This is a genomic window from Stenotrophomonas sp. STEN008, from assembly GCF_056760435.1.
In genome coordinates this window covers 1-13,234 of the sequence record NZ_JBRRET010000009.1, presented here as the reverse complement: position 1 = coordinate 13,234, position 13,234 = coordinate 1, and the positions used below count along the sequence as shown (strand labels likewise).

Annotated in this window: 8 protein-coding genes; all 8 read right to left on the bottom strand. The window is 60.7% G+C overall.

Annotation, left to right across the window (positions count from 1 at the left end):
- Positions 1 to 44: 44 nt before the first annotated feature.
- Entirely contained in the window at positions 45 to 1,019 is a 975-nt protein-coding gene (locus ACVOME_RS06655) for an ATP-binding protein (RefSeq protein ID WP_231107719.1), read from the bottom strand.
- Complete coding sequence (locus ACVOME_RS06650; protein WP_231107718.1) at positions 974 to 1,132, bottom strand: RNA-binding domain-containing protein; 159 nt, start codon at positions 1,130 to 1,132, stop codon at positions 974 to 976. The genes ACVOME_RS06655 and ACVOME_RS06650 overlap by 46 nt, the downstream gene beginning before the upstream one ends.
- Positions 1,133 to 1,169: 37 nt before the next feature.
- On the bottom strand, positions 1,170 to 3,827 hold the full coding sequence (locus ACVOME_RS06645) for a TrlF family AAA-like ATPase (protein WP_478452716.1): 2,658 nt from the start codon (positions 3,825 to 3,827) through the stop codon (positions 1,170 to 1,172).
- A 159-nt stretch (positions 3,828 to 3,986) separates the two neighbouring features.
- Positions 3,987 to 6,587: a DEAD/DEAH box helicase gene (locus ACVOME_RS06640; protein WP_065181347.1), complete on the bottom strand. Its 2,601-nt coding sequence runs from the start codon at positions 6,585 to 6,587 to the stop codon at positions 3,987 to 3,989.
- A gap of 3 nt (positions 6,588 to 6,590) precedes the next feature.
- Positions 6,591 to 8,720 carry a site-specific DNA-methyltransferase gene (locus ACVOME_RS06635; RefSeq protein WP_065181346.1) on the bottom strand — a complete coding sequence of 710 codons (2,130 nt, stop codon included), beginning with the start codon at positions 8,718 to 8,720 and terminating at the stop codon, positions 6,591 to 6,593.
- Positions 8,721 to 9,178: 458 nt separating this feature from the next.
- A complete protein-coding gene (gene guaA, locus ACVOME_RS06630) occupies positions 9,179 to 10,744 on the bottom strand; it encodes a glutamine-hydrolyzing GMP synthase (protein WP_065181344.1) in 1,566 nt (521 codons plus the stop codon).
- Positions 10,741 to 11,220 carry a hypothetical protein gene (locus ACVOME_RS06625; RefSeq protein ID WP_317233198.1) on the bottom strand — a complete coding sequence of 160 codons (480 nt, stop codon included), beginning with the start codon at positions 11,218 to 11,220 and terminating at the stop codon, positions 10,741 to 10,743. The genes guaA and ACVOME_RS06625 overlap by 4 nt, the downstream gene beginning before the upstream one ends.
- Before the next feature lie 107 nt (positions 11,221 to 11,327).
- Positions 11,328 to 12,785, bottom strand: coding sequence for an IMP dehydrogenase (gene guaB / locus ACVOME_RS06620; RefSeq protein WP_053517615.1), 1,458 nt, complete (start codon positions 12,783 to 12,785; stop codon positions 11,328 to 11,330).
- Positions 12,786 to 13,234 lie beyond the last annotated feature (449 nt).

Below are 13,234 nucleotides of genomic sequence, written 5' to 3'. Positions count from 1 at the left end.
ATCTAAAGACCAGAAGCCTATCCACCTCACTTTCAGCCGATCAGTCAAGAACTTCCGGCCGCCTCGAGAAAGTTGCGACGTGCCACGATAGCCTTGAACAGATTGCCAGCCCGATCATCGATGAGTTCGATCTGCGGCCATGCCCTCAGTGGGCGCAGCAAGCCGCTACCCAATCCGCGATAAGGCAGGAGCTTGGCGGCAAAGGACGCCAGGATGGGGTTGCGCATACTGGAGTTGCCTGCCTTGATGTTCTCGATAGTCAGGTTCTTGGGCAGGTGGCCAGGGCTGACGATCTCGACACGATCCGCGAAGACCAGTATGCGGATAGGCGCGCTGACGAAGTAGTCGCAGTGAATGAGGGCGTTGGCAACCAGTTCTTCCCAGACGATGCGGGGAATCTCAGGCTGCCCTTGAGAGTTAAAGCCCTGCTCGCCCTGCGCGGCGCGGGTGTTAGCGACTATAAAGCCCAGCGTCTGCTGGAACACGTCGGCCAGCTTGCCGACGATGTCGCGGCTGTCGATGTAGCGTTCGTCCTCAATCTGGGTGCCAACAAAGGCGACGGCCTTGACGACGAAGGCAGGCAGCGCGTAATACGGCGATTTGGCAAACAGCAGACCGCCCACCAAGTTGAGCTGCTCCTGGTTCATCAGGTTCATGTTGGTCAGTACCTGCGGCAGCGGCTTGTTATGCTGAGCGAGCGACTCACCGAAGTGCTGCTCGAAAGAGGTTTCGAGATAGGGCATGTCCACATCGCCCGCGCTCAAGCCCGCTACGGGCGTTTCGTCGGCGTGCACCAAACCTGCCTGCTGGAACAGGCGCTGCAATTCCTCGCGCCAAGTGGCCCGGCGCTTGTCCGAGGTGTTCTTCACCCAAATTGTGCCGTTCTTGTCCATGTAGGGCTTGTTAACACCGTCAGCGACGAAGAGCACCAGCACCGTGCCTGCCGAGTGGGGCACGTTCTCAGTGAGCGGGTTCACGGCTGGACGCACGACCTGCGAGGCGACGTTGGCGATGAGCATGTTGAGACGAGCAACATCGGCGCTGGATAGACTCCGCACCGAACCGCGTCGTTCACCCCGATGAAGATGCGACCACCAGCGGTGTTGCTGAAGGCAAAGATTTCTGCTGCCAAGGGGTCAGAATTGTTGATGTCCGTTTTGAACTGCTGCCTACTGTCCTCTCCCCGGCTGAGCAGGTCGATCAGCTCTGTGGTTCCATAGGTTATAGACCTCTTTGCGGCGGTTGAAGGCTTCCTGGCCTCCTTCCATGATGTTGATGATGGCGTCCTGCACCCGCCGGGCGTCGATGCTGCCGCTTCGCGTGGCGACCTTCTCGTCCTGATATTGGCAGGCGTGCACCTGTTCCGCGTCACCCAGCACCGGGAAGTTAGCGTTGTGGGTCGCGAAAATGAACTGGGCATGAGGCTTCATTTCCCGTAGCAGCTTGATCACATCGTCGTAAATGGTCTGGTTGTCCAGATCATCTTCCGGTTGATCGATGATGATCACGTCGTTCTGGCGTTGACTGAGCACGTACAGCAACAGCGCCGAAGCGCGCTGCCCGAGAGAGTGGTGCTTCAACTCTTTGCCGCGATAGCGGATGACGAAGCGGTTGGGCACCTGCCAAGTGACGAAATCGGTCAGGTTCTGCATCAAGGTCCTCTCGAAGACCTCGGGGGTACTGCCAGCCTTCGCCAAGGCTCCCGGCAGGGCACGCAGGAGGCCGCCGAAATCGGCATAGTCATCCATCACTGCGCGCAGCGTGGTTTCGCGGATGTTGCTGCCCTTGAAGAGTTGTTGCATGAAGTTGATGGCGGCTTCCTTGTCACCCTTAAAGTCCGCTTCGATCTGCAGGGCAGTGTGGCCAGCGTTCACGCGGTCCAGCTCTGCCTTGATGGTGTTGAACTCGCGCAGCCATAGTTCATTGAGCTTGTCGATCTCGGCAAACAGCGCGTCGCGGATGCTGGTCTGCTGTGATTCCTGCTTGGTCAGTGCCTCCAGCATTTGCTCCGCCTTGGTTTTGCGCTGCTGCTGGGCCAGGAAGTCGTCCGGCTGGATGGCAGTCATGCCGGTTTGCTTGAGCTCCTGAGCCAGTTGGCGCTCAACTTGTGCGAACTCCTCCTGAAGGTTCTTGCTTGCATCTTCAAATTCGCCCTGTTTGGTCTTGAGGCGAGCCGCAATGGCCCGCGCGTCTTGCTCGATCTGCTTGAGCTGATCGACCTTGGCAACGAGGTTGGAGAACTCGGCGTAGCAGGCCGTGAAGAAATCCGGGTTCTGCTTGGAAACGTAGCTCGTTGCGTTCCGCAGCTCGTCCTCATGCTCGGCAATCAGACTTCCTAGGGCGAGGATGAAGCTGTCTGCCCGCTCCATCATGCGCGCGAGCGCTGTGGCGTCCTGCTGGAAGCCAAGTCGCTTTTGGAGCTTATCGGCGACACCATGCTCCGCGAACTTGGTCAGACGGAAGTTGGCATCATTTAGTTGGGTCTCGAAGTCGCGCTTGAGTTCGGCCGTGTTGCTGAGCTTGAGCCAGCGCTGAGCAGCGTCACGCACGCGCTGGCGTTGAACCTCTATTTCGTCACGCAGCACACGCAGCTTCTCGCCAACCAGCTTTTCCACCAGGTCGGTCTCGAAGCCTTCGCCGGTACTGGAAAGGTCCTTCTGGCCGAAGTAGATCGGACGGCGCAGTACGGTCTCCCGGATCGACACGCCGGGTTGCAACTTGCCGCCCAAATAGACATTCGGGGCTTCGCGGAAGATGCGGGAGATGGTGAATTCCTGTCCGTAAACGTCACATGCTGTCAGCGTCACCTTGCCGCCGCTGCCAAGGGTATGGCGGATCAACTCATCCTTGTACTTGGTGTCCTGCGCCTTCTCACCGCGTGGAATGTCGAGGGCGTAGCGTACTGCCTCCAGGATGGATGATTTGCCGCTGCCCCGAATGCCGATCAACGTGTTGAGTTCGGAAGAGAAATGCAGCACTTGCCCGTCGAGGATGCCGCCGTCGAAGCGGATGCTGCGGATGTGCGACGCTTGATGTTTGGGCGGCTCCATGGCTACCCGCCCAGCGGGATCGCTCAAGGCAAACTTGACCGCCTCGAAGGACAGTTCGCCCAGCTTCAGGTAGCTGGCTTTGCCTCGACCGATTTCATCGACACTCTTGGGGTCGCTGCCTTCCAGTTCGGCGGGGTACCAGCTCTGTAGCCAGCTTTGAATCTTGGTGCGGCAGGGTTTGTCTTTGCCTGCGCCGTCGTGCGTGCGTACCTTCTGAAAAGCCAGCGTTCTGCGTCGGAAGAACTCGTTTTGCCCCAACTCAGTAAGCCGGCCGCCATCCAGCTCCGCCCACAGGCCACTCGGGGCTTCGACATGGGCGAAGACAAGGAAGAAGTCCCGGTGATAGCCTTCCAGCTTCTTGATGGTCTCCAGAAGCGACCATGAAGTGCGCCCGTTCTCCTGCTCGTACTGCGCGGGCGTTTTACCTTCGAATGCGCTGGTCAGAAAGGGGTTGATGTAATTGTGTTCATCGATCCATTCGTCGGAGAACACAACAAGCGTGTGGATGCCATTAGCCCCGTCATTGACCGACAACTCAACGCCTGGCAGCAGCGCAATACCCTTCTTCTGCGCCGTCTTGCGCAGTGCTTTGAATTCTTCGAAGTCGAACTTGTTGTGGTTGGTGATGACGCCCAATCGGATGTCCGCTTTCTCCAACGCATCCACATAGTTGCTGTTGTAGAAGTTGTCATCGCCCTTGAACTTGAATTCTCGGTCCGCTCGGGTATGCAGATGAAAGTCAGCACGGACCCACAGCGCCCCTTCTGCAAAGACCATAGATCGAGTCTCTGGTTGCTTCGGTCGCAGATTTTCCATCATGGTCCATCCTTACATTGAGTCCGCGCGTAGACTGCCAATTGCGAGGTAATTGGATCATAGATAACTTCGTTAATCGATCCATTTCGAATGTGCTGATTCGTCATTGCGCCTAGACGGTCACTGGTAATCTTCCGCCAACCCGCTGCTGAACAGAACCTCTGCATCCTGGCCCACGGCAATCGCATCCCGCACTTCCGGCCGTTTCAAGTCAAGCACGCGCAGTTTGTCACTGCCCTTCACCTTGGCAATGGACTCGATCCGGCGATAGGCATCGGCATGGTTGGCTGCGTACAGCGCCAAGCCCTGCAGCTTGACCAGCGCGTCACTCAAATGCAGCCCATGCGGATCAACCAGATCAACGACAAGGGAGCCATCCCCCTGAATAGCAAAGAACAGAAAGTCCGGGCGAACAATTCCATACTGCCCAGCATTTTCATAGGCGATACCCAGCGAAGCCTGCCCTGGCTGCTGCGGGTTGCGATACCAGAACGAGAATCCCGGCTTTGCCGATTCCGTATCGACGACCGTCCGCTCCCAGTCATTCAGTTCAGCAGGATACTTGCCGGCCTCGTTGCACAGCAAGTGGCCATCCCAGACCTGGAGCACTCTCACTTTGCCGTTCTCGTTCGCCTTGGTCGCCTCATAACGAGCCTCTGGCTTGAGCAAGCCCACGTCCTGCGGCTCCGTGCTCATTTCGATGATCTGCCTGTAGGATTCCCGTCGATCGTCACTGAGCGCCTTGATCTGCGCCCCATGCTTGACCAGCCAATCCTTCGTCAGCTTATCGGCCTCGGCATCGAAATAAGCCTGTGCCTCCATCACCAGCCCCAAACCGGCAATGGTTACGCGAGCCTCCATAATGGCCTCAAGAAAGCCCTCCGGGTCTTCGTCGCGGTCGGCTTCCTGACTGGCAAGATGGTCAACATAGGAATGGGCAATCGGCGGGCTGAAGATGCGCGCCGCACGGCGGTAGGCATCGTCGATGACTGCCACATCGGCGTCTTCCCAGAATTTCTCTAGACTTCGGCCCTGACCCAGCAGGTCAGCCTTGACGGTCTCGCCGTCCACAACCAGGACCGACTGCCGCTTAGCCTTGATCTTGGCCTCGTTGTCGGCCTGAAATGCATCCAAGACCGTATGCATCGCGGCGTGTGCCCGTTGGCCTGCGCCGGACAGAATATCGTCAGATACCAATTCATGTGCCAGTGCGGTCAACCTGACCGCCGGCCTGGCACCCCGTTGCGGCCGGGTTTGCGACGGCAGCGCCTCGAATGCCTCCCACACCGCAGGCGGGGCCGCCGGGTTCGGCCGCACCTCGATGTAGTCGATCAACACCCGTCCCGGTGTGGCGGCCTCGCTGCCGGTCATCAACGCATCAACCACTTCTTCCACGGCCTTGCGATTGAATTTCGGCAGCAAGCAGTCAACCGCATTCAGGCGGTCGTTACCGGGAACACGGCGGGCCAGCGGCGAGCGCACCAGACGACCCAACAACTGCGTGATGTGCGTTTTGTCGTTGGCCGCACGGAACGACACCATCACCTCGGCACGCGGGCAATCCCAGCCGGTACTGATGGCATCCTTGGCAATCAGCACCCGCACCCAAGTCGATTCCTGAACCCGCTGCGGCTCGATGTAGGGCACATCGCGGTTACCGAAGCGCTGGGTAGTGTGATCCCCGAAAACATGCGCCACGCAGGCAGAGGGCAGCTCCGGATATTGTTTGAAGATCGTATCCAGCGCCCTTCCGATTTCATCGGGATCAGGCGTGTTGGGTACCTGCAGGACCATCAACGGCACAACAGCATGGGCTTCCTGTTGCAGCCTAGAGTAAGCGCTCCAGGCAAGGCTGGACTCCTTCAATTTATCAGTCGCTCGCCGCACCAGCACGGTATCAAAGTCGCCAGCTTCATCTGGAATATCCAGCAGGATGGTGTCCTTGATCAGGCCGGATTCCTGCACCTTGGAGGCATCCACTTCCACATTCGGCAGCTTGATGTGCTTGCCTGCCGACTCAATCGCCTTGTTGAATCGTTCCACTGTGGCCGAAATGCCCCAAACCGCCGGAATGCCCGGCACGCTGCCCACGCCATTGATCAGCCGCTGGACGATGGTGCTCTTGGCGTTCTGACTGGCGGCTGTTTGCGCGCCCATGCCACGGTGCGCCTCATCCAGCACCAGATAGAGCGTCAAATCCGGGTCTTCAATGGTGTTCTGAATGGTGTCCCAGATCGTGTAAGCCCGCAGGTCTGGTCGCATGTCCGGGAAGGTGCCGTCCCGCTTGGCGGCCAGCTCTTCAGGGTCGTAGCCGCGCACCAGCAAGCTGTTCTTGCTGAGCTTCTGGGTGTTCAGAAAGTAGATTTTCCCCGCCTGGAACTTCGGCTGGTTGAAGGTGTTCTCCACCACCACCAGATCGGTGTAGCTGATGCGGTCACTGGCCTCGATAAAGCGAAAGCGGGTCTGCTCGTTCAGCGAAGGATCGTCGCTGAACCAGATCACCACCGCGCCAGGGTCGGCGTCGAAGCTGAATTCATCGTCACCGTGAAACAGCGCCTCGAACGTGGCAGCGGCCATCACGGTCTTACCCGCGCCGGTAACCGCCGTCAGTGAAAACGCCGTCCTGTCGGCCTCGCCCCGCCACAGGCGGCGGGCCTTGCCCAAATTGCTCAGGGAGTCGCGGACGGCGTCGCGCTGGTAGTCTTTTAGCGTGAACTTCATCCCTTACTCCCCGTTAGCGAAGCTGAAATTAGTCAGATACGATTCGTACAAGCGCACCGGCTCAACGCCATCAGGCAAGCGCTTGGCAATGGCCTGAAAGCGCCGATCGTCATCGGTGACGATATAGGCGATGCGGATTCCATCAGCCTTGGACAGCGCCTTGATAAAGGGTGTCGCCGCGTCCACCTGGTGAAGCAAGCCATAGGCGTCTGCCACCGCCCAGCCATCACTAGGCAGCTTGTCTATGCGGCCGCCCCGCGCCCCGGCTCGCAACCACAGCAACGGCGCAATCCGGTTGAACGCAAGGTTGTAATTGACCGATACCGGCGTCTCATAGGTCAGCGTGAAGAACTCTGCATTTTCCTCAAAGCCATCCGCCATCGGGAACTCGTCGGGGAATTTGTAGTCGCCCTTGATGGGCTCGCCGTTGGGTGTCCTGCCTGTGATGGCGCTGGCAACGCGGGGCTTGGTGATGTAGTCGCAGATGCCGTTTTCTTCCCACTCGGCATCACCGGGGCGTAAACCCGCTTCGCGTAACTTCTTCTGTTCATCGGCAGCGACTTCATTGTTGGTGACGCTGATGCATTGACGATGACCGCCATCCTGACGGTTCAGTCGCATTACTGCGTGGGCAGTGGTGCCGGAGCCGCTGAAAAAATCGAGGATGACGGCTTCGGGCTTGTCGCCTATGAAGAAGCGAAGTGAGTCTTCTACGGCATACAGTGATTTAGGAAATGGGAACCGGCGACCAGGAAGCAATTTGGACAGGATCAGTGACCCGCCGTTCTCAGCATTGTGCGACGTCATGTTCCATACCCGTTTGGGGATCACGCCTTTGCGTTCGCGGTAAACCGCTTGAACCGCGCCGTCAGGATCGTGGCCAACAACGTCGATCCGCCCATCTTGAATTGCGCTCACCGTTCCGCTGGGAAGGTAGTGGATAGAAACCTGTTCAAGCTCTGGCTTGTAGTTGCGGGCGCGGATGTAGCCGTCTTTGAGGTAGCACTTCGCGGTTTCAGGCGTAATTCCCCAAAGCCCTTCGCCGCCATTTGGTCTCAGCGGCCAGACCGCGAAGGTTCCCTCTGGGACTTTGACTTTCAGTCGGTCGACATCATCGGTGATCGGTTCACCGACTGACTCGATGTAGCCGGTCTTTGTGTCCACGAAGATCGGGTAGAACTGATTTGGTCGCGCTCCGCGCTTTGCCGTGGGCTCCCGACGGCGCAGCCCAAGCCAGTCAATGTCTTTTCCGATCTGTGCTGTCGCCGAACGCGACTCGTCCAGCATATTGTTCTCGCCGAGCTGGACCGTGGACTTACCGATTCTTGCAAAAAAGATGAACTCTTCAACTCGAGAAAACTGACCAAAACGAGCCACACCTTTGGCACTGATCACTGTCGTGACCATTTCGATTTGGGCCTCTGGGAACAACTGCTCCAACAGCAGCCCCAGACGCAGATACTCCTTTTCATCAATCGTAACAATCAACACCGAATCCGCCGGATTCAACAACTCCTTCGCCACTTGCAAGCGGCGCTCCATCATCGCCAGCCATTTGCTGTGGCGATATTGGTCATCACCTTCCACATAGTCGTTGTTGTACTTCCAATCCTTCGCCCCGGTGTTGTACGGCGGGTCGATGTAGATGGCATCCACCATGCCCCGATGCGTGTAGGTCAACGCTTTTAGAACGTGGTAATTCTCGCCATTGATGACAGTGTGGCAGGGCTTGTCACCACCACGCTGCACCTTACCGGTACTTACCAAGCCGGGATAGATGGTGTCGCGGAACTCGGCCACCACCACCAGATCATCCAGCGCCTTGGTCTGCGTTTCGACCTCTGCCGCACCCAGCAACTCCAGGTCGGCCGCCTTCTTCGCCTTGTGGATTGCCTTCACCTGCCACAGCCGCTGATCGCCCTTTCGGGTTTCGCCACGCTCCGGCAGCACACGCACCTTGTCGCCCTTGCGCAGCGGGCGCAGCGGTAGTTCCACCGCCTCCGGGCTATGCCGCTCGAAGTTCAAGCCAAATGGAAGGCGCGAAGAGAGTATCTTGAACTCTCGATCCAACTCAGCCCCCAGAGTCGAATCCTTGGCTTTGGCCTTGGCAATCAAATCAGTCAGTCTGGACACGGAAATGTCTTCTCTCTATTGCTTCTTTGCTATTGATGACGTGGTTGTACGACACCGCAATGCTTGTACATGGCGGTTCGGGATACGCCATAGCGGCCGGCCACGTCCGCCAACTGTATACCGGGGTCATGCAGCAGGGCCTTGATCTCTCTCACCTGCTACTCGCCAAGCTTCGGTTTGCGACCACCGGCACGACCAGCTTCCCGTCGCTGGCTTATCCGCCAAGCTGCTGTCTTTCTGTGGGGCGCCCATGTCTTGTCCTGCGTCTTCTAGGCTATCGGCAACTTCTCATGACGTAGAAGCGCTCAGTTTTGTCCATCATGCCATGAAGAAACGGTATTTAGCGATGCCAGATGTTGGCCGGCAATGCGCTCAGCCAAATCATAAAAAAGCCCGCAGTTGCGCGGGCTTAGGTAGACCTTCGTGCGACTAACTGCCAGCAAACACCAGAGGCCGAATCATTCCCACTCAATAGTAGCCGGCGGCTTCCCCGAGATGTCATAAACAACGCGCGACACCCCCCGCAACTCATTGATGATCCGGTTGCTCACCGTCCCCAGGAACTCATACGGCAGATGCGCCCAGTGCGCCGTCATGAAGTCAATCGTCTCCACGGCCCGCAGCGCAATCACCCACTCGTAAGCCCGCGCGTCACCCACCACGCCCACCGACTTCACCGGCAGGAACACGGCAAACGCCTGGCTGGTCTTGTCGTACAGATCCGCCTTGCGCAGCTCATCAATGAAGATCGCATCGGCCTTGGCCAGCAGCTCGGCGTATTCGCGCTTCACTTCGCCCAGAATACGCACGCCCAGGCCCGGGCCCGGGAACGGATGGCGGTAGACCATGGTGCGCGGCAGGCCCAGCTCCACACCCAGGCGGCGCACTTCGTCCTTGAATAGCTCGCGCAGCGGCTCCACCAGGCCCAGCTTCATGTGCTCCGGCAGGCCGCCCACGTTGTGGTGGCTCTTGATCACATGCGCCTTGCCGGTCTTGCTGCCGGCCGACTCGATCACGTCCGGGTAGATGGTGCCCTGCGCCAGCCACTTCGCGTTCTTCAGCTTGTTCGACTCTTCGTCGAAGATCTCAACGAACAGGTTGCCGATGATCTTGCGCTTGGCTTCCGGGTCGCTCACGCCTTCCAGCGCCTTGAAGTAACGGTCGGCGGCATTCACGCGCACGACTTTCACGCCCATGTGCTCGGCGAACATCGCCATCACCTGGTCGCCTTCCTGCCAGCGCAGCAGGCCGGTATCCACGAACACGCAGGTCAGCTTCTCGCCGATGGCCTTGTGCAGCAGCGCGGCCACCACGGACGAATCGACGCCGCCGGACAGGCCCAGGATCACTTCATCATCGCCCACCTGTTCGCGCACGCGGGCGATCTGGTCGTCGATGATGTTGGCGGCGGTCCACAGGGTCTGGCAGCCGCACACGTCCACCACGAAGCGGCGCAGCAGCGTCTGGCCCTGCAGGGTGTGGGTCACTTCCGGGTGGAACTGCACGCCGTACCAGCGCTTTTCTTCGTTGGCCATGGCGGCCACCGGAATGCGGTCGGTGGTGGCGGTGATGGTGAAGCCCGGCGGTGCCACGGAGACGTGGTCCCCGTGGCTCATCCAGACATTCAGCTTCGGCTCGCCGCCGTGGTCGCTCAGGCCCTTGAACAGCGCATCAGGGTTGATGACATTCACTTCGGCGTGGCCGAACTCGCGCTGGTCAGCGGCTTCGGTGGCACCGCCCAGCTGGGCTGCCAGGGTCTGCATGCCGTAGCAGATGCCGAAGATCGGCAGGCCGCTGTCGAACACTTCCTGCGGTGCGGCCGGGGCACCCGGCAGCGTGGTCGATTCCGGGCCACCAGACAGGATGATGCCCTTGGCGCCGAAGCCGGCGATCTCGGCCGGGTTGTGGTCCCACGCCCAGATTTCGCAGTAGACGCCCAGCTCGCGGATGCGGCGGGCAATCAGCTGCGTGTACTGCGCGCCGAAATCGAGAATCAGGATCTTGTCGTTATGGATGTTGGTCATGGTGCCGTTCCAGTGGTGTTTTTCGCAGCGCCCGGCGCTTCAAGGCTCTGTGTCAGCGTGGCGATGAACGCCTCGCGTTGTTGAATATGTGAGGGGTCTTCCTCGTCCCAGCGCAGCATCAGCAGGCCGTGCGGTGCGGTGGGGTTGGAGCGGTCAGCGCGCGGCAGCTCGGCGATTTCCTGCACTTCGGTGCCGGGCACGATGCGCCGTTGAAAGGCGTGCATCGGGTAACCGGAATCCGCGGCGTTGCCCCAGAACGCGGACTGCACGCTCATCCGTTTCGGCTCCAGCGGCCCCAGCTCGGCGGTGACCACAGGATCTTCAAGCCTGTCACCCAGATCGGTAACGCACCGCAGGATGACCTGCAGCGGGCGCTCGCCGGTGCCTTTCAGCAGCCAGCGCTGCTCGCCAGCGGCCTGCACCTGCCAGCCCTTCGGCAGCGAGAACGCGTTCTGGCACGCCTGCACGTGCTGCAATTGCGAAACCGCCGCGCCCGGAGACCCGGAGCGCGGCGGCGGTTCGGACAACGAACAGCCTGCCATCAGCAGGCTGCCCGTAATCGCAAGAGCAGTTCGCAAGCGCATCAGGCGCGGTAGTTCGGCGGCTCTTTGGTGATCGTCACGTCGTGGACGTGGCTCTCACGCTGGCCGGCGCCGCTGATCTTCACGAACTTGGGCTTGCTGCGCATCTCGTCGATGGTGGCGCAGCCCACGTAGCCCATGGTGGCGCGCAGGCCGCCCATCAGCTGGTGGATGATGCCGCCCACCGGGCCGCGGTACGGCACGCGGCCTTCGATGCCTTCCGGCACCAGCTTGTCGGCGGTGGCGGCGTCCTGGAAGTAACGGTCCTTGGACCCCTTCTCCATCGCAGCCAGCGAGCCCATGCCGCGGTAGCTCTTGTACGAACGGCCCTGGTACAGCTCGGTCTCGCCCGGCGATTCCTCGGTACCGGCCAGCAGGCCACCGACCATGATGGTCGAGGCACCGGCGGCCAGCGCCTTGCCGATGTCGCCCGAGTAGCGGATGCCACCGTCGGCGATCAGCGGGATGCGGTCCTGCAGCGCTTCGGCCACCAGGTCGATGGCGGTGACCTGCGGCACGCCGACGCCGGCGACGACGCGGGTGGTGCAGATCGAGCCCGGGCCGATGCCGACCTTCACTGCGTCCGCGCCGCTGTCCAGCAGCGCCAGTGCGGCTTCGCCGGTGCAGATGTTGCCACCGATGACCTGCACCTGCGGGAAGTTCTTCTTGACCCAGCTGACGCGGTCCAGCACGCCCTGCGAGTGGCCGTGCGCGGTATCGACCACGATCACGTCCACGCCGGCGGCGACCAGCGCTTCCACGCGGCGATCGGTATCGCCACCCACGCCGACGGCGGCGCCGACCAGCAGGCGGGTCGACAGATCCTTGGCGGCGTTCGGGAAGTCGGTGTTCTTCTGGATGTCCTTGACGGTGATCAGGCCACGCAGTTCGAACGAATCATTGACCACCAGCACCTTTTCGATGCGGTTGCGGTGCAGCAGCTGCAGCACTTCGTCGGACGCGGCGCCTTCCTTGACCGTGATCAGGCGATCCTTCTTGGTCATGATGTGGCGGACCGGATCGTCCAGCTCGGTCTCGAAGCGCATGTCGCGGTGGGTCACGATGCCGGCCAGCAGGCCGTCGCTGCCCACCACCGGCACGCCGGAGATGTTGTGCGCCTGGGTCAGGGCCAGCACGTCACGGATGGTGGTTTCCGGGCCGACGGTGATCGGGTCGCGGATGACACCGGCCTCGAACTTCTTCACCTTGGCCACTTCCGCGGCCTGCTGTTCCAGGCTGAGATTCTTGTGGATGATGCCCATGCCGCCGAGCTGGGCCATGGCGATGGCCAGGCGGGCTTCGGTGACGGTGTCCATCGCGGCGGACAGGATCGGAAGCTTGAGCTTCAGGTCTCGGGTCAACCGCGTTTCGAGGTTGACGTCCTTGGGCAGGATGGTCGAGTGGGCGGGGACGAGCGAGACGTCGTCGTAAGTGAGTGCTTCAGCCTGGATGCGCAGCATCGGCATACCCGAGATGTGGGGAAGCGCGACATTTTACCTTGTTTTCGCGCCGCGTGGCAGGGGGTGGATGCGACGCAGTGTCGCGCGGGCGGCGGTCGGTTCAGGAGGGCTTGGGTGGGTGCCAACCTTGGTTGGCACAACCCGTCCGGCACCGGTACCCCAGATGGGCCGATGGCCCTGATGGATGTGTGCCAACCAAGGTTGGCACCTGCCAGGAGCGGGTCGGCGGGAATCGCGGGGCATCAATGCAACCCCGGTAGCGGGGGGGGGGGGGGGGGGGGGGGGGGGGGGGGGGGGGGGCGCCCGCCCCCCCCCCCCCGCGGGGAACGGGCCCCCCCCCCCCCCCCCCCCCCCCCCCCCCCCCCCCCCGCCAACCTGCAGGAAACCGGCTTTTGACGTTGCTGTTGCTTTGGCTGTTGCTTCGGCGGGTGCCGGGCGCAGCCCGGCCC